General features: G+C 38.5%; 20 protein-coding genes and 1 tRNA gene. 9 read left to right on the forward strand and 12 right to left on the reverse strand.

Translation table 11 applies throughout. The features are described from left to right. Nucleotides 1-11: 11 nt before the first annotated feature. The 5 genes from H8B21_RS15475 to H8B21_RS15495 all read left to right on the forward strand — a co-directional run bounded on the left by H8B21_RS15475 (nucleotide 12) and on the right by H8B21_RS15495 (nucleotide 5865). Entirely contained in the window at nucleotides 12-248 is a 237-nt protein-coding gene (locus H8B21_RS15475) for a FeoA family protein (protein ID WP_190314644.1), read from the forward strand. Between the two features lies 1 nt (nucleotide 249). Further along, a complete protein-coding gene (gene feoB, locus H8B21_RS15480) occupies nucleotides 250-2352 on the forward strand; it encodes a ferrous iron transport protein B (RefSeq protein ID WP_190314645.1) in 2103 nt (700 codons plus the stop codon). Between the two features lie 81 nt (nucleotides 2353-2433). Further along, nucleotides 2434-2580: a FeoB-associated Cys-rich membrane protein gene (locus H8B21_RS20910; RefSeq protein ID WP_190314646.1), complete on the forward strand. Its 147-nt coding sequence runs from the start codon at nucleotides 2434-2436 to the stop codon at nucleotides 2578-2580. A gap of 90 nt (nucleotides 2581-2670) precedes the next feature. Next, a complete protein-coding gene (locus H8B21_RS15490; RefSeq protein ID WP_223815065.1) occupies nucleotides 2671-4293 on the forward strand; it encodes a DUF4139 domain-containing protein in 1623 nt (540 codons plus the stop codon). A 135-nt stretch (nucleotides 4294-4428) separates the two neighbouring features. Then, complete coding sequence (locus tag H8B21_RS15495; RefSeq protein ID WP_190314647.1) at nucleotides 4429-5865, forward strand: amino acid permease; 1437 nt, start codon at nucleotides 4429-4431, stop codon at nucleotides 5863-5865. Between the two features lie 19 nt (nucleotides 5866-5884). On the opposite strand, the gene H8B21_RS15500 is transcribed toward H8B21_RS15495, so the two are convergent. Together H8B21_RS15500 and H8B21_RS15505 are read right to left on the reverse strand one after the other, a co-directional pair. Then, nucleotides 5885-6745, reverse strand: coding sequence for an aminotransferase class IV (locus H8B21_RS15500; protein WP_190314648.1), 861 nt, complete (start codon nucleotides 6743-6745; stop codon nucleotides 5885-5887). 20 nt (nucleotides 6746-6765) lie between these two features. Beyond that, on the reverse strand, nucleotides 6766-7800 hold the full coding sequence (locus tag H8B21_RS15505; protein WP_190314649.1) for an RluA family pseudouridine synthase: 1035 nt from the start codon (nucleotides 7798-7800) through the stop codon (nucleotides 6766-6768). A 51-nt stretch (nucleotides 7801-7851) separates the two neighbouring features. Between H8B21_RS15505 and H8B21_RS15510 the strand changes: the two genes are divergently transcribed. Next, entirely contained in the window at nucleotides 7852-8739 is an 888-nt protein-coding gene (locus H8B21_RS15510; RefSeq protein ID WP_190314650.1) for a 1-aminocyclopropane-1-carboxylate deaminase/D-cysteine desulfhydrase, read from the forward strand. 35 nt (nucleotides 8740-8774) lie between these two features. On the opposite strand, the gene H8B21_RS15515 is transcribed toward H8B21_RS15510, so the two are convergent. Both H8B21_RS15515 and H8B21_RS15520 read right to left on the reverse strand, forming a co-directional pair. Then, entirely contained in the window at nucleotides 8775-9416 is a 642-nt protein-coding gene (locus H8B21_RS15515; protein ID WP_190314651.1) for a carbohydrate-binding family 9-like protein, read from the reverse strand. A gap of 10 nt (nucleotides 9417-9426) precedes the next feature. Then, nucleotides 9427-10530, reverse strand: a complete 1104-nt coding sequence (locus H8B21_RS15520) for a phosphotransferase enzyme family protein (RefSeq protein WP_190314652.1) — start codon at nucleotides 10528-10530, stop codon at nucleotides 9427-9429. A 232-nt stretch (nucleotides 10531-10762) separates the two neighbouring features. On the opposite strand from H8B21_RS15520, the gene H8B21_RS15525 reads away from it, so the two are divergent. Continuing rightward, entirely contained in the window at nucleotides 10763-12088 is a 1326-nt protein-coding gene (locus H8B21_RS15525) for a hemolysin family protein (protein WP_190314653.1), read from the forward strand. Here the strand turns inward: H8B21_RS15525 and H8B21_RS15530 are convergent. After that, nucleotides 12085-12936 carry a GH25 family lysozyme gene (locus H8B21_RS15530; protein ID WP_190314654.1) on the reverse strand — a complete coding sequence of 284 codons (852 nt, stop codon included), beginning with the start codon at nucleotides 12934-12936 and terminating at the stop codon, nucleotides 12085-12087. The genes H8B21_RS15525 and H8B21_RS15530 overlap by 4 nt on opposite strands. A gap of 191 nt (nucleotides 12937-13127) precedes the next feature. Here H8B21_RS15530 and H8B21_RS15535 point away from each other — a divergent pair. Both H8B21_RS15535 and H8B21_RS15540 read left to right on the forward strand, forming a co-directional pair. Then, a tRNA-Ser gene (locus H8B21_RS15535) sits at nucleotides 13128-13212 on the forward strand. A 564-nt stretch (nucleotides 13213-13776) separates the two neighbouring features. After that, on the forward strand, nucleotides 13777-14208 hold the full coding sequence (locus H8B21_RS15540) for a cold-shock protein (RefSeq protein WP_223815066.1): 432 nt from the start codon (nucleotides 13777-13779) through the stop codon (nucleotides 14206-14208). A gap of 91 nt (nucleotides 14209-14299) precedes the next feature. Here H8B21_RS15540 and H8B21_RS15545 read toward each other — a convergent pair whose 3' ends face one another. The 7 genes from H8B21_RS15545 to H8B21_RS15575 all read right to left on the reverse strand — a co-directional run bounded on the left by H8B21_RS15545 (nucleotide 14300) and on the right by H8B21_RS15575 (nucleotide 21689). After that, complete coding sequence (locus H8B21_RS15545; RefSeq protein WP_165295806.1) at nucleotides 14300-14494, reverse strand: cold-shock protein; 195 nt, start codon at nucleotides 14492-14494, stop codon at nucleotides 14300-14302. A 4-nt stretch (nucleotides 14495-14498) separates the two neighbouring features. After that, nucleotides 14499-15638 (reverse strand): DEAD/DEAH box helicase, encoded by a 1140-nt coding sequence (locus H8B21_RS15550; protein ID WP_190314655.1) that lies wholly within the window; start codon nucleotides 15636-15638, stop codon nucleotides 14499-14501. A 372-nt stretch (nucleotides 15639-16010) separates the two neighbouring features. After that, nucleotides 16011-17072, reverse strand: a complete 1062-nt coding sequence (locus tag H8B21_RS15555) for a fatty acid desaturase family protein (RefSeq protein WP_190314656.1) — start codon at nucleotides 17070-17072, stop codon at nucleotides 16011-16013. A gap of 543 nt (nucleotides 17073-17615) precedes the next feature. Next, a complete protein-coding gene (locus H8B21_RS15560; protein WP_190314657.1) occupies nucleotides 17616-17834 on the reverse strand; it encodes a hypothetical protein in 219 nt (72 codons plus the stop codon). A gap of 30 nt (nucleotides 17835-17864) precedes the next feature. Then, nucleotides 17865-20135 carry a cation:proton antiporter gene (locus H8B21_RS15565; RefSeq protein WP_190314658.1) on the reverse strand — a complete coding sequence of 757 codons (2271 nt, stop codon included), beginning with the start codon at nucleotides 20133-20135 and terminating at the stop codon, nucleotides 17865-17867. Between the two features lie 128 nt (nucleotides 20136-20263). After that, complete coding sequence (locus H8B21_RS15570) at nucleotides 20264-20974, reverse strand: LytR/AlgR family response regulator transcription factor (protein WP_190314659.1); 711 nt, start codon at nucleotides 20972-20974, stop codon at nucleotides 20264-20266. Then, nucleotides 20967-21689, reverse strand: coding sequence for a sensor histidine kinase (locus tag H8B21_RS15575; protein ID WP_190314660.1), 723 nt, complete (start codon nucleotides 21687-21689; stop codon nucleotides 20967-20969). The genes H8B21_RS15570 and H8B21_RS15575 overlap by 8 nt, the downstream gene beginning before the upstream one ends. Nucleotides 21690-21738: the final 49 nt, after the last annotated feature.

The raw sequence follows: 21738 nt of genomic DNA on the forward strand, positions 1-21738 counted from the left end.
AATACGATAAAATGCATAAAAGTTTCAGCCTTGATCTGTTGGAAGTGGGAGAACAAGCGACTATACGGCAGCTTGATTCGTCGGAATTGCCTTCTAAATTTTACGAAATGGGACTCCTTCCCGGAGCCGTTGTGAAAATTAAACATAAAGCACCATTTAATGGACCAATAGGTCTTCAAATATCAAGCTCCAACACATTAATTGCTATACGTAAATCTGAAGCTTTACACATTTTCGTCGAAAAATAATATGAAGAATCCAATAATAGCTTTTTTAGGAAACCCGAATGTAGGGAAAACTTCGCTATTTAACCGCATCACGAAATTACACCAACATGTAGGGAACTATCCGGGTATTACCGTAGAAAAGAGAGAAGGCTCTGTGAAAGCTAACGGTAAAACATATCGCATCATCGATTTGCCAGGTACTTATACACTTTTCCCTACGTCAATGGATGAGGAAATTGTATACAATGTTTTAGCAGATAAGAAGAATCCAGCGCATCCCGACTTAGTTGTTGTCGTTGCGGAGCCTAACAATATCAAGCGTTCTATCGTATTATATCAACAGGCTCGCGAATTAGGGGTTCCGGCTATTTTCGTTGTCAATATGATTGATGAAGTAAATGCCAAAGGAATGGATATTGACTATCAAAAACTTGAAGCTTATCTTCATACAAAAGTCTATACCACCGATGCCCGAAACGGAAAAGGAATAGCGCAGCTTATCCGCGCCTTTGACGAACGCCCCGGATATTCCCCCGGCAAATTTGAAGTTGGCAATGCTTACAAAGCTGCGCTGGAAGAGGCGAAAAAAGCTTTTCCACTACATACAGAGTATCAAACTTGGCAATTTATTGCGCAAGAGAATATCTCTTTTTTGACAAAAGAACAACAGCAGACTTTAGCTGGTATCAGAGAAAAACATCAACTCTCTTCCAATGCACTTCAACAAGCTGAGGCTATTGAACGTAATATAAAGATTGAAGAGGATTTAAAAGCTATTATTCTTCAAAAGGATAATCATCATCTCCATCGGACGAATAAAATTGATAAAGTTTTGCTCCACCCTATTTGGGGTTATGTTATTTTCTTTTTCCTGCTATTTCTCGTGTTCCAATTGGTGTTCATTTTATCGGAGCCTATCATGGATTGGATCGATGAGAACTTCTCAGCTCTTATCGATTATACCGCTGGCGTACTACCGGAAGGCCCGTTATCAGACCTGTTAACACAGGGCGTGTTAGCCGGAATTGGTGGGATTATTATTTTCGTTCCGCAAATAGCAATTTTATTTTTGCTTATATCCCTTATGGAAGAAACAGGCTATATGAGTCGTGTTGTCTTTCTAATGGATAGGTGGCTTCGTCCTTACGGGTTAAACGGAAAATCGGTCATTCCACTCATGTCGGGTGTAGGCTGTGCTGTTCCGGCAATTATGGCCGCCCGTAACATCGAGAACACCAAAGAACGTTTGGTAACTATGTTGGTTACCCCTTTTATGACCTGTTCGGCACGCCTACCCATTTATGTTGTCTTAATATCCTTGGTTATTCCAAACGAAACATTTTTAGGTTTTGGCTTACAGGGGCTCGCATTGAATATACTTTATATTCTTGGGGTGGTAGCAGCTCTATTATCTGCTGCTATCTTAAATAAAATCATCAAAAACCAACACAAATCGTTCCTTATCTTTGAGCTTCCCTCATATAAGACACCCGATTGGAGAAATGTGGGCATGAATATGTGGGAGAAAACATCGGGCTTTCTATTCCAAGCGGGTAAAATAATCCTAGCGATGGCTATTATCTTATGGGTGCTTGGTAATTTTGGCCCAAATGATAAATTTAGTAATGCTGAAGAATACGTACAGCAAGCTAACCCGGCATTAAGTGAAGAGGAGCTCAATGAAGAAGTAGCCTCTTTTAGATTAGAGCATTCTTTCCTAGGCTATATGGGCATGGGTATCGAGCCTCTTGTAAGACCTTTAGGCTACGATTGGAAAATGGGCATCGGACTTATTTCTTCGTTCGCTGCAAGAGAAGTCTTCGTAGGTACAATGGCAACCGTGTATAGTTTGGGTGAAGAAATTGATCCCGATGATGATGAAGAACGAGAGACTTTGTTGAGCAGAATGCGATCTGAAATCAACAGAAATACTGGACAACCATCTTATAATTTGGCATCGGGGATTTCACTACTTTTGTTTTACGCTTTTGCCATGCAATGTATGAGTACCATCGCGATCATGAAACGTGAAACAGGGTCTTGGAAATGGACATTGATACAGACGGTTATGATGACCGGTATAGCTTATATTGTTGCTTTTATCGCTTATCAACTGTTGAAGTGATTCGGTAATTAACTTTGTCGGGCCCCTCGGGATTCGTGGCTGGTGATTTGTTCTCCGATTTAACTTTTAAATACGACAACAATGGTTCAATATATTATTATAGCTGTCCTTTTTATCATAGCATTGGTTTTTATGGTCAGAAAATTTCTACCTTCAAAAAACAAACAACAGGGTTGCAACAAAGGTTGTGGTTGTTCTATGACAGATGTAGAAAATAATAAGAAGTAGCCTAGGCTACTTCTTATTATTTTAGGTTATTTTTAAATATATTTATGGAATATAACCTTTTAAATCATCTATTTTAAAATGATTCATATTATGTTAAAAAGTACTTTATTGCTTTCCACCGGACTGGTTTTAGCAAACCTATCTTTTGCGCAGAAAGCCATTATACAAAAAGCAGACTTAAAAAACGTAACGGTCTTTACGAATGCTGCAGAATTAAACCACACAGCAAATATAAATCTTCCTTCCGGCAGTAGTGAAGTAGTCTTCACCCACGTGGCAAACAACATAGATGAAAATAGTATACAGATTGGTACTGGCGCCAATGTTACTATTTTATCCGTGCGTCCCGCGTTGAATTACATTGATGCTGATGTCAAGACGGAAGCTTACAGCAAAGTTGAAAATGAGTATAAAAGCGCTTTAACGGTGTTAAAGAAATTACAAAATCAAAAGGCGACGGAAGAAAGCATGCTTAAACTTTTGGAGCAAAACCAAAAAATATCCGGCAACAATACTAGCACGACGGTCGCTGAATTGGCGAAGATGACGGAGTTCTACAAACCAAAATACCTAGAAGTAAAGAATAATATCACTGCGCTCGAGGAAAAGATAACGGAGCAACAAGATATAGTGGATAAAGTGAAAATTCAATTTGATGAAGTCAAAGGACAGACATCGGGTTCGGGCGGACAACTGATTGTACAGGTCATGAACAACCAAACTGGTAATCAGCCGTTTAATATATCTTATTTGACAAGACAAGCGAACTGGAATGCTTCTTACGAATTGCGTGCTGCAAACACAATGTCTCCTTTACAAATTGTATATAAAGCGAATATCTCACAACAGACCGGTGTCGATTGGCAACAGGTCAATTTACGACTTTCTACGTCGAATCCTTCACAAGGCGGTGTAGCACCTACGCTGTCGCCGTGGCTTTTGTATTATTACGACTTTGGAAGACAAAACACATTGGACGAAGTCGTAGTTACAGGTGCAACTACGCGTGCAAAATCTCAAAATATCAGGATAAGAGGAGTTGCTACTAACGCCATAGCTGAGGCTCCCCAAGCATTGGACGATAATGTACAGCAAGTTGAAAATCAGCTCAACACCACCTTCGATATCGATATTCCATATACCATTGCTTCTAATGGGAAACAACATGCTGTCAGTCTCAAAGAATACACACATCCGGCAAGTTATCAATATTACGTTGCTCCGCGTATCAACCAAGATGTATTTTTATTGGCGGAGCTGATAGATTACGAGAAGTTAAATCTCGTTCCGGGACAGGCGAACGTGATGTTTGAAAACATGTTGGTCGGAAAAACATTCATCAATCCAAGTGAAGCCACAGACACGCTGAAATTGAGCATGGGAAGAGACAAGATGATTTCCATAAAACGGGAGAAAATCAATGATCTTTCTTCATCGAGATTGATAGGAAATAGCAGAACACAAACGGCTATTTATGAAATAACCATTAAAAATAATAAGAAGTTGCCTGTTAGCCTAACGCTGCAAGAGCAATATCCACTATCTACAGATAAGGGTATGGACATTACACTCGAAGAATCCAGCGGCGGAGAAGTAAATAAAGATACAGGTATCGTTACATGGAAATTGAATATTCCTGCCGGAGGTACACAAAAACTAAAATTCGGTTATGCTGTTAAACATCCGAAAGACAAACAAGTCAATTTGTTTTAGATTGGATTAAATGTAATAAAACCGCTGTATTATCAGCGGTTTTGTTATTTTTACACGTCTATCGTTCTGAACGTAGTAAAAAGGGTGTTTTAAAAGGACGGTGACAGCTTGCTTTTTAGACTTGAACAATACATATTGAAAACAAATACTCCCGAAGACAATAAACAGCTTAAGCGCGGGCTAAGCAACAGACATATTCAGTTAATAGCCTTAGGCGGTGCCATTGGCACAGGTTTATTTTTAGGTGTCGGACAAGCAGCCGTTCTGGCGGGTCCATCGGTTATACTTGGTTATGCCATTGCAGGGATCATCGCCTTTCTTATCATGCGACAATTAGGTGAAATGGTAGTACATGAACCTGTTTCGGGTAGTTTCAGCTATTTTGCCAATAAATATTGGGGGTCGTTTGCAGGATATGCTTCGGGCTGGAATTATTGGGTTCTTTACCTATTAGTCAGTATGGCCGAGTTGACAGCTATCGGTCATTACGTACAGTTTTGGTGGCCGGAAATTCCATTATGGGTATCTAGTTTGTTTTTCTTCATCGTAATCAACGTGCTCAACCTGGCTTCAGTAAAAGTATACGGTGAAACAGAATTTTGGTTTTCCATTATCAAAGTAGTGGCTATTATCGCCATGATTATTTTTGGATGTTACCTTCTGATAAGTGGAAAAGGTGGAGGACAAGCTACCATAGAAAACTTGACCAATGACGGAGGTTTCTTCCCAAAAGGTTGGTTGTCTAGTAATGAAAGTGGTGCTTATCAGGGACTTTTAGCGGCATTGGTTATGATTATGTTTTCCTTTGGTGGGCTAGAATTGGTCGGCATCACCGCCGCAGAGGCTGAAAATCCCGAAAAGAATATCCCCAAAGCGACAAACCAAGTGTTATGGCGTATACTTATTTTTTACATCGGCTCATTATTGGTATTGTTCTCGCTAATGCCTTGGCGTAATATCACGCCCGAAACAAGTCCGTTTGTAGAGGTCTTTGCCAGTTTAAAAGGTTTACAGTTTGAACTTTTTGGCACGACGTATTATTTTACAAATATCATTGCGAACGCATTAAATGTTATTGTGCTGACAGCGGCACTGTCGGTATATAATAGTTGTGTATACAGTAACTCACGTATGCTCTTTGGCTTAGCCGAACAAGGCAACGCTCCTAAGTTTCTGACGAAACTAAACAAGAACCATTCTCCCGTCAACGCTATCTTAGTTTCTGCAGGACTAGTCGCTATATGTATCGTCATCAATAAGTTGATGCCAGAACGAGCATTGGAGGTATTGATGAGTTTAGTCGTGTCGTCGCTTGTCATCAATTGGATTATGATATCCTTAACGCATATCTTTTTCAAAAGAAAAATAACCGAAAGGTTAGAAACGTCGTCATTTCCCACGCTTTTATACCCTATCAGTAACTATGTATCCCTTTTCTTCTTATCGGGTGTACTGGTTATGATGTGGTTTACCGGATTGAAGATTTCGGTAGAGTTGATACCTATCTGGTTGATATTGCTATATATCACGTATCGATTGGTGCAACGCAATAAGGGTAAGGAAGAATTTTGATAATAAGACCTTAAACCTTTTAGTTTTCACCGGCTTCCTCTCCCCAAGTTTGCAGCTTTTCTTGAAGAATACGTGATATTTTATTGAAATAACGTTTTTGCTTATATCCCATAACCCATTGTACGCCTTGGATTGCATTTGTACAGAAAATCTCATCCGCTTCTTTCATGATTTCCGGACTTATCTGCGCCTCAACAACGGGCATACCCTCATGCTCCGCCATTTCCATAACAACTTTCCGCATGACACCTTCCACACACCCTTCTGTTAAAGCAGGCGTATACAGTGTTTTGTCGTAGTATACAAAGACATTGGATATCAACCCTTCGCATAGATTTCCGTCTTGATTTAGTAGAAATACCTCATCATAGGCAAATTTCTTCTTATACAAACCTGCCATCACGTAGATCAATGCATTATTCGATTTAAGATGCGATAAGTCACTATAAGGTTTTTTAAAATCGGTATACAAATCAACAATGAGCCCTAATTTTTTATCTCGCAATACAGGAGGCATCCGAGATACCTGCAGCACATATACGGGTTTATTGGTCTCTGGCGCGTATGTTCCTCCGCCCGCACGATAAACGACTAAACGTACACGCACCTGCTGTCCAAGCATATTGTTTTTTCTTATCAGTTCTTCTGCTTTGGAACGAATAAAAAAAGCATCAAACTTGGAATATTCATCTAATTGCAACGTTTGCATGCCTTGTTGTAAACGTTTTATATGGAGATCTAGAAACCTAATATCGCCATCTTTCCATAACATGGTTTCAAACAATCCGTCCCCATAACGCAAAGCGCGGTTATCTATTGTCGCGATCTGTTGATTTTCGGCAACAAGCTGCCCGTCAAAGTTGATATATTGTAAAGACATAAAAATTTTTCTATTTAAACTTATCGGTCTGTCGACGCGACATAAGACCGCCATTTTTCCAAAACGGCTTGAAAATCGGAAGGAAGAGGCATTTGAAAGTGCATCGATTCTTTTGTGCGGGGATGGACAAAACCCAACGATTCCGCATGTAATGCTTGCCGAGGCAATAACTCAAAACAGTTATTTACAAACTGCTTATACTTGTTGAATACAGTTCCTTTTAGAATTTTGTCCCCCCCATATGATTCATCCGAAAACAGCGGATGACCTATAGCTTTAAGATGTGCCCGTATTTGATGGGTACGTCCTGTTTCCAACTCACATGCTATCAACGTAACGTATCCCAAACGTTCTAATACTTTATAGTGTGTAACCGACCATTTGCCTTTTTCAGGATCATCATACAATTCCATTATCCGACGATCTTTAGCATTCCTTCCAATATAACCGGACACTGTACCATCCTCTGCTATATCTCCCCAAACTAACGCCAGATATTTTCGATTTATTGTGTGATCAAAGAACTGTTTTGCCAAAAAAGTCATTGCCCATTCATTTTTTGCGATTACCAACAATCCTGATGTGTCCTTATCAATCCGGTGCACCAAACCTGGACGCCCCGTATTACCTGGCATGGTGGGCAATTGGTTTAAATGGTATGTCAAGGCATTAACGAGCGTTCCCGTGTAATTGTTGTAACCGGGATGGACGACCATGCCTGCTTCCTTATTTACCAATAGAAGGTCATCGTCTTCATAAATAATATCAAGCAGTATATTTTCGGGATAAACTTCCGTATCACGAGGGGGGTCTGGCAAGACCATTGTGACGACATCCAATGGTTTTACCTTATAACTCGCTTTAACCAATTTCCCATTTACTAAAACAGTTTCCGCATCAATAGCATTTTGAATACGGCTTCTCGAAGTATTTTCCACCCGGTTCATCAAGAACTTATCAAGCCGTAACAACGCTTGTCCTTTATCCGCTTCAATCCGATAATGTTCAAAAAGCTCCCGTTCGTCCTGTTCGTGAATATCTAATTCTTCTGCCATCACGCAAAAGTATCGAAATCCTTTAAAATCTGCTAACTTTGGCAAAAGTATATGTTGGATTTTGATTTTTACAGTCCCGAAGAAGAGATTGCCCTTCCATTTTATGAAGAGCATCGTGTCCGTGTATTTGTCAAACGAGACGACCTCATACATCCCTATATATCAGGCAATAAGTGGCGAAAACTGAAATACCCTTTACAGCAAGCAAAAAAAGAAGGCAAAAGTCGATTAGTGACTTTTGGAGGAGCATGGTCTAACCATTTACTGGCCACAGCATGTGCAGGAGCGAAATTTGGTTTCCGTACATATGGATTTGTACGTGGAGAAACGATAGACAATCCGGTACTCAAATTATGCCAGCTGTTCGACATGGAATTACATTTTGTGGACCGGGAGAGCTATCGAGATAAAAAAGCATTGTTTGATATACATTTCGCCAATTCGGAGGAAGCGTATTTTATTGACGAAGGTGGTTATGGCCTGCTGGCCGCTCAAGGGTGTACAGAGATAACAAACGAATTGCACCGTACTTATGATCATTGCTTCTGTGCATGCGGCACCGGTACGACGTTGGCAGGTTTAGCTCTGGGCATAAATACCCAACAATGCGGCACAACATTACATGGCGTTCCAGTGCTTAAAGGGGGCGATTTTATCCGCGATGAAATTGTCAAACTCGGTGTATTAAACGCAGTGGATATACGCCTACATCTAGATTATCATTTTGGTGGATACGCAAAGACGAAGCCGGAACTCATCGAATTTATAAAAATGTTTACACGCCAGACATCTATCCTAATAGAACCCACGTATACAGGAAAATTGTTCTATGCAGTACACGATCTAATCGGTCAAAAACAGATTGCAGAGGAATCGACAGTGTTAGTCGTTCACTCTGGTGGGTTAACGGGTCTTTTGGGGATGCTGGATAAGTTTTGACCTCTCGATGATGTATATGATCATCTAGCAGCTAATTATTCAAAAACGAGTTCTCCAAAAAAGTCCGGTAAATGGAAATTTGGCGTAGGATATTCTATTTTATTCCACGAAAGGAAATGTGGGGTCGGTAAACTATCGCCGCATTTAAAGAAGTTGCCATGTGCAGTAACACCCGTTAAGCGCTCTATTTTATCTTCTACAAATACCTCCGTTGGAATTACAAGGATAATATTCCATTTCTTTTTTCCGCCTACATTTACCACCGTTGTTGCCGTTTGAATTTTTACTGTTGTTGCCTGTTCAAGACGTATTCTCTCGTCTTTTACTCGAGAACCAGCACCTATCAGCCCTGCTCCCAGTACATTGAATTCGATATTGTAATAGCTTGCTTTCCCATCAAATGAGACAAAAAATTCCACACAACTGTCTTCCCATACGGCTTCATTAATGCGGACATATTGTGCTTTCACAAACTCTTCTTGAACACTATAATGGATAATTATCCTTTGATTATCATGTGTTATTTGAAAATGGACTGCGGGCTTATATGGAAATTCTTTCCAATTTACATGTGCTATAGGTTGCCATGGCAATGTTTCCATCTGTTGGCTTAAAGCATAATAAGTAAATTTTTCGAGCGCTATATCACTGTAAGGTACTTGTAAACTGGTTATCATTTTTCTCAATTTATACATTAACACTTTCTTCCAAAATGGATGCAAGCTCCTCTTGATGCAATTCCATTTCTTGCACTAATTTAAGCTGTGCTTTCGTTCTAACCAAATTATGTGTAGAATAATGTATTTTATAGTATGTATCGCCGTTTAGATAATCAGTAAGAAATCGAACGGCTTGCATAAAGGGCAGCAAAAATACACCGTGCAGTAAAGATGTAGTTTCCTTCTCCGTCAAAAAATCGCACGCTTCGCTCGTGTATCCTTGCGCATAAGCTTTGAATAAGGGTATATTCAATTTTATCTTCTCGGTATTAGGTTCATCCTCTGCTGCCGAATTGATAATAGTACGAATAGCATCTCCGAAATCGTAAGCTACATAACCCGGCATCACTGTGTCCAAATCAATTACACATTGTACGCGATCATGTTCATCAAGCAAAACATTATTAAATTTCGTATCGTTATGGGTAATACGCAATGGCAAATCCCCGTTGTTTCCCATCAATAAAATGGTGCGCATCCGCTCCTCCCGCTTCAATATATAATCTAATATATCTTGTACTTCGTTGACACGACCTGCGGTGTTATCTTTTATAGCTTTACGCAAGTTAGCCATTCGGAAGTCGATGTTATGAAAATTAGGTAAAATCTCTACCAATTTGCTTGGATCAAGATCGGACAGCTGTTTTTGAAATTCGCCAAATGCCTTTCCTCCTGCATATGCTTGTGCTTCCGTTTCTACTATATCGTAGCTTTTGGTACCTTCCAATAAGATAAACATCCGCCAAAAGCCATCATTTTCATCTTGATAGTACAATTTCCCCTCGTGCGTCGGAATCAATGTTAACGTCGATTTCTCCACCTTTTCTTTTCCGAAATGTGCTAATTTCTTTTTCAGATGATCTAATACGACTTTCGTATTTTCCATTAACCCTGCTACATCAACAAAGATCTGATTGTTAATCCGCTGAAATAGATAGCTTTTAGTATCGGTTTTTACACGATAGGTATCATTGATATGCCCCGATCCAAAACGTTCTACTTGAATGATATCTCCTTCTATATCAAAATGAGATGCAGAGCTTAAAATATTGTTATTCTTTAGTTCAGACATTGGAAAATTTAAAAATTTAACAAAAACTATGTTAAACGGTGGCAATATCTATAAATAAATCAATAAATAAAAGCGCTGAATTAAAGCAAACGTTTGTTCTTTTTCTAATTTGATTTCACCTAAATCTAAGGTGAGAATAAACGATAACTAAGAAATAGCCTCGCTTTAGTTTTTTTAGATTGATGCGCAAGGCTGGAAAAGAATTTGTATTTTAGAGCATAAAATAGGCTTTATGCTGACAGAGATTATTATTATAATAACATTAATTATATTTAATGGAATATTATCTGCTTCCGAGATAGCGATTGTATCAAGTCGAAAGGCACGTCTTCAGGCGGCAGCAGATAAAAACAACAAGTCTGCTCGGATAGCTTTAAATTTAAAGGAGAATCCCAATCAGTTTTTATCTACCATTCAGATTGGCATCACTTTAATCGGTATCCTTACAGGTTTTTTCAGCGGAGGAACCATTTCTTCTTATCTAGCCACTGTATTTAGCCAAGTCTCGTTTCTTGCTCCCTACAGTCAACAGGTAGCTATCATTGTTGTGGTGCTCATTATTACTTATCTTTCTTTAGTCATCGGCGAACTTGTTCCCAAGCGCATCGGAATGGCTATACCGGAGAAATACGCATCATTTGTTGCTACGCCAATGCTGTTTTTGAGTAAATTTGTCAAACCATTCGTCTGGCTATTAAGTGTTTCAACAGACACACTTGTTCGGTTACTGAATATTAAGGTTTCCAAGAACACCGTCACTGAAGAGGAAATCAAAGCGTTAGTTGACGAAGGCGTGATGAGTGGCGTCATTGAGAATTTCGAGCATGATTTTGTGGATCGATTACTTGTCCTTGGGGATAAACGCGCCATCAACCTGATGGTACACCGTTCAGATATCGATTGCTTGGATCTCCAAAATAGTTTCGAAGAAAACAAGAGCATTATCCGACAGTCTGAACACACTGAATTTCCAGTGGTAGATGGTAGTTTCGATCAGGTAAAGGGTATTATCCATGTCAAGACTTTTCTAAAAAAATATATCGACAATAGACCGATCGATTTGAGAGCATTGGTAAAACCTATTCCTTTCGTTAATGAAAACACGTCTGCTTACAACATATTAAACGTCTTAAAAAATGGCAAAGCACAACTAGCCGTCGTTATTGATGAATACGGTATACCACAAGGTGTTGTCTCTATAAAAGATATTGTACGTCAGCTTTTTGGCGATATGAACAATGGAGAAGAACGCTCAGATACCTCTATCCGCAAACGGGAAGATGGCTCGTATATTATTGATGGAAGAACACAGCTCGACGATTTTTTAGAATATTTTCAAATCGAGTTGAGCGAAGGAGAGGAGGATGATATCTCTAATATTACTACGTTAGGCGGATTAGTATTTCTCACGTTGGATCATGTGCCGGAAGAAGGTGAGTTTATTCATTTCAAGGACTATAAATTGGAAGTTATTGATATGGATGGTCATCGAATTGACAAGGTTTTGGTGATCACACCACCCCTTTTTACGAACGACATCAACGAGAACGCGGATTAATAGGGAATTGTCAACTCTTCTAGTGCTTCAATACTTCCTTTAAACATGTTGAGGTCTACATTTCCTTTTATTCCCCGTACATACCCTCGTTCAGAGAATTGCCAGAAATTCCAATGCTTTTTGGGTTTATCTACCCAAAAATTGTAATTCGCTATCCATAATACGTAATTGGAAAACTCTTTTTCCAAAAAATCAGTAAAATAACTATCCCCGGAATAGAGGATGGGTTGGATGCCGTAATGTTCCTCGACTTCGTCCAGCCATCGCTTCAACCCTACCTTCAACGAATCCATAGGTTGTTTGCGTGGACGTTCCTCAATGTCCAGTACCGGGGGTAGATCGCCGGGTTTCAGTTTAACCGTGTTTATAAAATTACGCGCTTGGCAAATGGAGTTTTCATTTGGTCGAAAATAATGATAGGCTCCACGTAATTTGGCTCTACTTTGTGCAGCTTTCCAGTTTACAACGAAGCGTTTGTCCTTTGCCTCCTCTCCCATCGTAGCACGAATAAATACAAAGTCGATTGGCACTTGATCGTATATAGTGTTGATATCTATCCAACTGATATCACCTTGGTACTGGGATATATCGATACCATATACGTAATCATTATGTTTTTCCATCAACTTCATATTTCGCTCTTCGTGTTCGCTCGTGGTGTGCTTATCCGTTGACTCCTCCGGAAAAATCCAGCTTTTTAGGGTATACGAAAAATCCGTTCTAAAATATAGGACAGCAAATACTAATAATATACATAGGGGTACAACCACACTCCAAATCAAATATTTTCTACGTTCTGCATCACTTGCTTTAGTCCCTCTTCTAACGGTTTTCCTTTGTTTTGTCATATCTCGCAGTGAAAATAGTAGATTTATTTTTTATTGGCAAACGGAAAAACACACTTTACAAGTCACCGTTTGGATTGCTTTTTTTGTAGTTGATAAGACATCAAAAAAATAATCCACCTCATTTTCAAAGGGTAATATACAAAGGCGAAAATAAGTTTTGTGAAACGGGTCGGAATTTCTACTTTTGTCGCGGAGAGTTGGCAGAGTGGTCGAATGCGGCGGTCTTGAAAACCGTTAACTGTCACAGGTTCGGGGGTTCGAATCCCTCACTCTCCGCTAAGCTTTAATCAATAGGTTAAAGCTTTTTTTATTCCTACAGTTTAGTGCCATGATTAGTGGAGCCCCTCGATCATAAAACGGTTGATACGGGGCCATAAACGGGAACGGATGTTAATTACTCGATTTCCCTTTTTGTAAAAACGTGTACCCTTTTTCGTCACATGTGTTCACCTTTTCTGAAAGATTATTTACGACTGTAAAGCACGTGTCCCCTTTTGTAAAATACGTGATCCCCTTTGGATGAAAGATGTCCCCGTTTATCTAAAACGTGAACACTTATCGAAGATCCGTGTTCACGCATACCTAAAAGGTATTCATGTATGCCGAAAATGTGATCCCTTTTTTTGGAAATGTGTTCTCTTTTCATGAAAAAGGGAAATCGGAATGCAAAAAAGGGTTCCCGTTTCAAGACCAAAAAAGAGGTAACAACAACAAATTGCTTTTGCCGTTTTAAATCCGTATATTTGCATACATTTCAAAAGGCATCTATCTCTTATCCTTAAGCAATCAGCTTCTTATAAGATTTACACCCTTATTATTTTATAACTTTAACCCCTTTTAATGTCAAGAAATCAACTTACATTCAAGAAAAAAGAACTTGCTAAAAAACAGCAACAGAAAAAAAAAGAAAAACAAGAAAGAAGAGAACTAAACAAATCCTCGAACAACAAAGGTAAAGCATTAGAAGAAATGTTTGCCTATGTAGATGAATTCGGCAATCTTTCCGATACGCCACCAACACAACCTTACAAGTTTAAAGAAGAAGACTTAATTCGTCCTGCAGATACAGAAGACGAATATCTTTATGGTAAAGTTTCTTATTACAACGAAGTTGGCCACTATGGTTTTATTCGTGACAACCTAAGCAAAGAAACAGTTTATTTTAACGATAAGCTGGCTGGTATGGTCTTAGCCGTAAATCAAAAAGTAAAATATAAATATATTCGTACGAAACAGGGAAACCAAGTTTCAGAAATAGAACTACAACCTTAATCTTTAGGGTAAAACAGAAAATGGCGGGCTAAAAAGCCCGCCATTTTTAATATGAAGTAGCCTAACCTCATAGAGTTAGACTATTCCATCATTATCTCGCTACGCGAACGTTCACCGCGTTAAGCCCTTTTTTACCTTGCTCAACATCGAATGTTACGCTATCGTTCTCACGTACGTCACTTACTAAACCTGTTGAATGTACAAAGATGTCCTGACCACCGTTACTTGGTGTAATAAAACCGAAACCCTTGGTAACGTTAAAGAATTTTACTGTTCCTTCTTGCATTGTATTAATTGTTTATTGATAAATTATTATTTCTTTTTTCAGTTATCGGTAATTGAAAACCGATTAATTTTTGAATTTTTAAAAGTGTCGGCTTTTCCTCCTCACTACATAGGGAAAGTGCTTTTCCTTCCTTTCCAGCTCTTCCTGTACGACCGATACGATGTACGTAAGTTTCAGAATCGACAGGCAGATCATAATTGATAACAAATGGAAGCTCTTGGATATCAATTCCTCTAGCCGCAATATCGGTAGCGATTAATATATTGACACCACCGTTTTTGAAAGATGATAACGCCTTCTGTCGAGCTGTTTGTGATTTATTCCCATGAATACTAGCCGCAGCTATTCCCCCTCTACCCAATATTCTGACCAATCGATCCGCACCGTGTTTTGTACGCGTAAAAATCAAAGTCTGTGTCACGTTTCCACCTCGTAGTACCTCCGCCAAAAAAGCCGCCTTATCCTTCTTTTCAACAAATGAAACAGATTGTACAATTTTCTCTGCTGTAGATGATACTGGAGAAACATTGATTTCCGCTGGATTATTTAAGATGGTATTAGCAAATTTTCTGATTTCTTTCGGCATGGTCGCAGAAAAGAATAAAGTCTGACGTTTTTGAGGAATAAATTTTAAAATACGCTTTATATCGTGTACAAAACCCATATCCAGCATACTATCCGCCTCATCCAATATCAGCACTTTAATTTGATTAAGACTCACATGACCCTGGTTAATCAAATCCATCAATCTGCCCGGCGTAGCAACCAGTATATCGACCCCTTTGCGTAATCGTTCCACTTGAGCAACTTGGGAAACACCTCCATAGATTGCCAAGCGATTTATACGGATATTCTTACTATATTGTGCGACACTTTGGTCAATTTGTATAGCCAACTCTCTTGTTGGAACAAGCACCAATGCTCGCGGCGCATTGTATTTCTTAGTATCTAATGTTAATGACTGAAGAACTGGCAAAGCAAAAGCTGCTGTTTTTCCGGTTCCTGTTTGAGCGCAACCGATTATATCTCTGCCCTCCAATATAAGAGGTATAGCTTGTTTTTGTATCTGTGTAGCCGCTGAATAACCGATATCATTGACTGCCCTTATAATAGGATCTATTATCCCGAAGTTATTAAAACTCATTTTTTTTTTTATTATGATTGAATTCCATACATCACTTAAAAGTTTGACGGATTATCAATCGCATATCCCGACAAGGCATTGCGTGTTCTCAGTAGAACAATGCATTTTGTTTGTTAGCAGTAATATATCGAGATGTTCAGATCGGAGGGTTTCAACGCCAATCAGCACGAATGCTGTCTATATTTATGTTAACTTAAATGGCAACTGAAAAAGCTGAAACTGATAACGAAAGTTAAACTAAACGGAATCAGAAAGAGCGTAGGCAGAGCCTTGTGTTGTCAAAGGTAATGCTAATTATTTGTAAATAAAAGACTTTTCGTTATTTTTTGAACTATGGATTATCAATATATACCTGTTGCACTATCAAACTTACTATCTGGACATCGCCTGAATAACCTTGACATGTGACATAAAAGCTTGCCTAAAAGACTTGAATTCGAGATATTGAATATTGTATTCTTTACAGGTTTGCTGCACAATTTTATTGATGGCAGGATAGTGCACATGACTTATCCGGGGAAAAAGGTGATGTTCCACTTGAAAGTTAAGTCCTCCTAATAACCATGTCAACACGTTGTTCTTCGTAGCAAAATTGGCCGTTGATTGAATCTGATGAACCATCCACTCCTCTTCCACCTTCGATTCATCTATCGTCTTGAACTCTGTTCCAGATACAACATGGGCTAATTGAAACACCGTTGCCAAACTGATACCACAGACAGCACCAGCAATCCCCCATCCAATCAATGTAGGTAACCAACCGACATATATAATAGGCACTAGGACAAATGCAGTAAAATGTAATATCTTACTTGTCCAAAAGATCACTCTTTCACGAAGTGGGAAATGAAATTTATCTGAAGTTACTCCCATCCTCTGCCTAAAATACTTTTCATAATCCTGATAAAATATCCAAGCTAAATAGGAAACACCATATAATACGATAAAATAAAACGATTGGTAACGGTGGTGTTTTTTTAATTGCTGGTCGTGGTGAATCCGCATAAATTTCACCTCGATATCGTGGTCTTCACCATCGATATTGGTATAGGTATGATGCGCGATGTTATGTTTAAGCTTCCAGAAATAAATATTGCCTCCCAACAAGTTTAATGTATAGGAAAGCACGGTATTTAATTTTTTGTTATCCGAGAATGAATCGTGACCTGCATCGTGCATAATATTGAAACCAATAGCGGCAAGATTGCCTCCGAATAATGCACAGAGCACAATACTTATAGCCCAATGGGGCTGTACAAAAACTAAAATCGCATACAACAAAGCAAAGGAAGTCAGCAGCACGGCTGCCTTAATAAATATCCTTCTATTTCCGGTCTTCTTTCTATATGTACTCTTGAAATAATCGTTAATTTTAAATTTAAGGGATTTGGAGAACAATGTATTGACATTGTTAAACTTAATGGATGAGCTCATTGGATCTTGTAAAAGTGGTATTGTATTTTGTTGTCTTTTAATATCTAGTCTATGGCTAGTATTTTTTTGTAAATATAAGCGTTAAATTTTAACAACCTATTTAGCCGACAGTTAAATGAATGTTAAATAGTAGATTTCCATTGCAAAATGTTAAAATTTGTTAATACACTCAACTTCATGTAACATCAGGTAAATATAGACGTTATATAAGTAATTCATAATTTAGGTTAATAATTGGTTAGTTAGTGAAAATCCCGGAGCTCCCCGCTTCGGGATTTCTTTTTGTAATAATTTCTAAATTTTCTATAAAAAGCAAAAGGGTTCAGATAAAATCTGAACCCTTTCTTACTTCTTTACTTCGTATCTTTTTTTTCCGTTTCTATGTTTCTTTTTTCGAATAAACCCTTTGCTTATTCTTTGCAGATACATTCCATAAAGAAGCGTTTATTTTAAACATGATCTCTTTACAAGAGATTTTATTTTTGCTTCTCTTTATATTATAACGTTTGCATATATAATATATTGTATAAAAATTATATTTTTTTATTCTTCATAAAGGCGTTCTAATAAAAAACCTTCTTCCTGTAATGTAAATACAATATCAAAAGCTCGGATATTGACTGCCTTTACACACAATAAGATCCCATTAAGACGTTTCGTAATCCGCCAATCACTGATATTCGGAATCTTTTTTATACAATCTTCTAGTTTTCTCAATTGAGAATCCTCTGTCACTAACGCTTCGAATTTAAAATTTTCCATGGCACTATCGTTTTATGGGGTTAATAAAAATTACGCCTTCAATATTAAAGCGCTTGGTATATCCTTCAACCATTCTTCATTTTTCTGCAATAGGTATTTCCACGTCGCCAGACTGCTGAGCATTAATTCAAAAGATTGCAGCTCTGCCGTAGTACCTGACATTTCATATCGTACTTCGATATGGTTCGGAGCTGCATAGTCTATAGACCGGACAGCCTCTTTAAGTTCTAACGACGATTTGATCGTCTCGTTAAGATCCCAAATGGTGATATGAACACCGCTGTTTTGAATAAATTTGTGAATATACACCAATAAGAAGCTATCACTTAAGGAATCAATAGGCACCAATATACGATTGATATCGGTAGGTAATCCTTTATCTATTAAAATACCATACGGTATATTCACCGTTTTCAGGAGATTTTTTGTCCGATCGTCGAAAAAGTCACTTACAAAGATGTTCTCCTTTCCGGTCAATGTCCCATATAGCTTTTCTGGATTGATCATTTTACTGGTAAAGCCAAGAATTTTACCCAATAACGTACCCTCGTACACCGATTGACCGATTCCTGTCAACAGGAGATCATAATCATCTGTATTCGCTATTTGTGCAATATCTTCTTCGATATCATCTGTTCCCCTGAATATTGGGCGATAAGGCTGATTCAACAATGTACTTTCCTGATCAAGATCTGTAAAATTCTCCCTTTCATATTCTTCTAAATTAAATTGGTTCAATTCATTGCCAGGAGATAGATGCAGGGCGGAGATCGTTGAGTTATCGATAGATTTCTTCGTTAATATATGTGCTAACCTCAAAAGAATCTTGCCTGTATTGGGATTACCAAAAGAGATCAATATGTTATATTTATTTTTTTTGGGAACACCTTTATCTTCTGCCTCTTTTTCTGGTTTAAAATAACGATTGATGAAGTCTAAAGCTGGCCCCGTCATAAAAGTTGTCAGGAGCGCCATCAATACTAATATAGCAAACATTTCATCGGTCAAGACTCCCAAATCATACCCAATATTTAATGCCACCAGTTCCATCAATCCGCGCGTGTTCATCAACGCCCCTATTGTGAGACTACTATGCCAATTCTGACCAACAAACTTGGCAGAAAGGGCACTTCCTACGAATTTACCTACAACCGCAATCACGATTACCAAAATACAGATCTGCCAGAGCCCCGGCTCATTCAATAACCCAATCTGGGTTCTTAAGCCTGTAAACACAAAAAACAATGGAAGTAGCAATACCTGTGATACGTCTTCCACTTTTTCTATAAAGATATTTCGGAAGCTCACATTTGCCGGCATAATAACTCCTGCCATAAAGGCACCAAATAACGCATGTATACCGATAATCTCCGTTGTCCATGATGAAATAAGCAGTGTCAGAAAAAAAATTCCCACCACGGGTTTACTCATTCTCTCTTTACTGGAGTACAGATCGCCGATACGTTGTAGAAAAGGTCGTACAAAACGTAACATCAGAACAACATAGGCTGCAGCGAATAGAATGGTGTAGCCGGCGCTTGCTAATGATCCTGCCTTTACCACGGCAATTACCGCGGCGAGGAGGCACCATGCAGTAATATCATCTGCAGCCGCACATGTAATGGCTATAGATCCCAATCTGGTTTTCGTCATTCCACGTTCTTGTACAATACGTGCGAGAACGGGAAAAGCGGTAATACTCATCGAAATACCGATAAATAAGGCATAGGAAAGAAATGAAATATCTGGCGGGGCCGTTTGTTGAAAAATAAAATAGGCTAAAACCATTCCTAAAAGAAACGGAAAAATAATACTGGCATGGCTGATAACGATGGCATCGTGTGCCTGGTTTTTGAGGATTTTAAGATCTAGCTCCATCCCTACCACAAACATGAACAGTACCAAACCCAGTTGGCTAATTACTCCCAAATTGCCCAGAGATGCTACGGGAAAAAGAAAAGAAGATATTTCGGGGAAATAATTTCCTAAGAGAGACGGCCCGAGGACAATACCAGCAACAATTTCACCGATAACCGATGGTTGTCCTATTTTTCGGAACAGGATGCCAAAGAAACGTGCTACTAAAATAATTGTAATAATCTGGAGCAAGAGCATGGCTAAAGGATAACCTAGATTACTTCCTATTGCCGCCACAAAATGTTGCCAGGCAGATCCTTCGGAACCATTATTTGTTATTGCTCCTACACTTTCCAGACTTTTACCGTGAAGCACAACCCAATAACCCAGTGCAACACCACCAATAATAATAAAGAGATAATATAATATACTTCTAATCTTCATACTTATGTTTTGTCTTTTATCTCATTATACTAGACAACACAAGTATATTCCTTTTGTCGGAAAGACTATAGGAGGTATCTCTAATTTTGTACCGAAACGTATTTTTTTTGTACTAATTTAGTTTAGTGCTAGCCGGGTAGTAGCGACATAAACTGTTCTCGGTACTGTTCGGAGAGTTTAAATTGTCTAGGAGTTTTGAGAGGGACAATTTCACACGATACCGTTTGGATTGTATAATGCTTCACCGCATGTAATGCAATCACCGTCTTTCTGTTGATTTTACAAAACTGGCCTTGTGGGAACCTTTCCAAAATATCGTCAAAGGTAATGTTCTTTGCTAACAACGTCTGGCCGCCCTTAAACCATATTTCTTTATCCCGTCTGTCATTTTCTGCTACGACTATATAAGCTATATCGTTCGTATTCAGCCGCGATTTCCCAAAATTAGTATTAAGTTCCACATAAACAGGATTAGTATGGATTTTATTGGATAACCATATCTGCGCTTTGCCGAAGGCCTTTTCTAGACGCTCTATTTGGTACGGCTTCCGGACGTAATCCACCGCATCTAGATCAAAGGCTTCCGCCGCATATTCTTTGTAAGCAGTAGAGAATATGATAGCTTTCCCCTCCAATCTCGTTGCTAATTCCAGTCCGTTAATACCTGGCATATTAATATCCAAAATACAGGTATCAAAATCTAAGTTATCCACATCCTCTAAGAACTTTAATGGATTATTATAAGATTTGACTACTTCAACATCGTCAAACTCTCTGCACAATGCTTGCAAATAACCTAACATCGGTAATTCATCATCCAATAAGACGCACTTAATCATTCGTATGTAGCTTTATTTCCAATTTGACGTGATACACATCGTCTTTTTGCTCCGTGGTCAATTTATAATTGCCTCCGTAAAGTTTATCCAACCGGTTCTTAAAAGTTTTATCACCGATACCACCATGCCGTACATTTTTATAGATCGTATTAGGTTGTATTTTGTTAGAAACCGATAAAAAAAAGGTGTTGTCTACGACCTCAAAAACAACCGAAATAAAGCTGTTCTCGCTTTGTACATCGGCATGTTTAAAGGCATTTTCAATGGGATTTATGGTCATAAAGGGTACAATCATCAAATTACCCGCCTCGGGAGCAATTTTTATTCGCATGTGGAGGTCAAACAACGGACTGACCTTTAATCGGTTGATCTCTATCAAATTTTGTGCGAAACTTACCTCGTCCTTTAGCTTTACAAATTTGTCATCTGATTCATAAAGAATATAATCCAGGACATTGGACAATTTGTCCAGTGCATGATAACTATGATAAGCATGTGACTGAATAGCATTGAGTGCATTTTTTAAAAGATGAGGGTCTAATTTGTAAGGAGTCAGCTCAAGATCAAAACCGTTCCTTAAATCGTTTTCTTTTTGTTCCGAAAGTTCGCCGTTCTTTTTAATCAATTGCTGTATTTTTCGGTACATCAACCAGAAAATACAACCTGCTCCTACACATAGCACAACGATTATTATCCAGTAAAAACGATCTCCCATTTTTATTCCCTATCGATTTTTGTATTTGATAAAGATAATTAAATTGGAT

This window comes from Sphingobacterium chuzhouense (genome assembly GCF_014692525.1).
GTDB lineage: Bacteria > Bacteroidota > Bacteroidia > Sphingobacteriales > Sphingobacteriaceae > Sphingobacterium > Sphingobacterium chuzhouense.

Coding starts and splice junctions, on each gene's coding strand:
- H8B21_RS15475 (WP_190314644.1), top strand. CDS start 12: ATGCATAAAAGTTTCAGCCTTGATCTGTTGGAAGTGGGAGAACAAGCG.
- feoB (WP_190314645.1), top strand. CDS start 250: ATGAAGAATCCAATAATAGCTTTTTTAGGAAACCCGAATGTAGGGAAA.
- H8B21_RS20910 (WP_190314646.1), top strand. CDS start 2,434: ATGGTTCAATATATTATTATAGCTGTCCTTTTTATCATAGCATTGGTT.
- H8B21_RS15490 (WP_223815065.1), top strand. CDS start 2,671: ATGTTAAAAAGTACTTTATTGCTTTCCACCGGACTGGTTTTAGCAAAC.
- H8B21_RS15500 (WP_190314648.1), bottom strand. CDS start 6,745: ATGTCTTTACAATATATCAACTTTGACGGGCAGCTTGTTGCCGAAAAT.
- H8B21_RS15505 (WP_190314649.1), bottom strand. CDS start 7,800: ATGGCAGAAGAATTAGATATTCACGAACAGGACGAACGGGAGCTTTTT.
- H8B21_RS15510 (WP_190314650.1), top strand. CDS start 7,852: ATGTTGGATTTTGATTTTTACAGTCCCGAAGAAGAGATTGCCCTTCCA.
- H8B21_RS15515 (WP_190314651.1), bottom strand. CDS start 9,416: ATGATAACCAGTTTACAAGTACCTTACAGTGATATAGCGCTCGAAAAA.
- H8B21_RS15520 (WP_190314652.1), bottom strand. CDS start 10,530: ATGTCTGAACTAAAGAATAACAATATTTTAAGCTCTGCATCTCATTTT.
- H8B21_RS15525 (WP_190314653.1), top strand. CDS start 10,763: ATGCTGACAGAGATTATTATTATAATAACATTAATTATATTTAATGGA.
- H8B21_RS15530 (WP_190314654.1), bottom strand. CDS start 12,936: ATGACAAAACAAAGGAAAACCGTTAGAAGAGGGACTAAAGCAAGTGAT.
- H8B21_RS15540 (WP_223815066.1), top strand. CDS start 13,777: ATGTCAAGAAATCAACTTACATTCAAGAAAAAAGAACTTGCTAAAAAA.
- H8B21_RS15545 (WP_165295806.1), bottom strand. CDS start 14,494: ATGCAAGAAGGAACAGTAAAATTCTTTAACGTTACCAAGGGTTTCGGT.
- H8B21_RS15550 (WP_190314655.1), bottom strand. CDS start 15,638: ATGAGTTTTAATAACTTCGGGATAATAGATCCTATTATAAGGGCAGTC.
- H8B21_RS15555 (WP_190314656.1), bottom strand. CDS start 17,072: ATGAGCTCATCCATTAAGTTTAACAATGTCAATACATTGTTCTCCAAA.
- H8B21_RS15560 (WP_190314657.1), bottom strand. CDS start 17,834: ATGGAAAATTTTAAATTCGAAGCGTTAGTGACAGAGGATTCTCAATTG.
- H8B21_RS15565 (WP_190314658.1), bottom strand. CDS start 20,135: ATGAAGATTAGAAGTATATTATATTATCTCTTTATTATTATTGGTGGT.
- H8B21_RS15570 (WP_190314659.1), bottom strand. CDS start 20,974: ATGATTAAGTGCGTCTTATTGGATGATGAATTACCGATGTTAGGTTAT.
- H8B21_RS15575 (WP_190314660.1), bottom strand. CDS start 21,689: ATGGGAGATCGTTTTTACTGGATAATAATCGTTGTGCTATGTGTAGGA.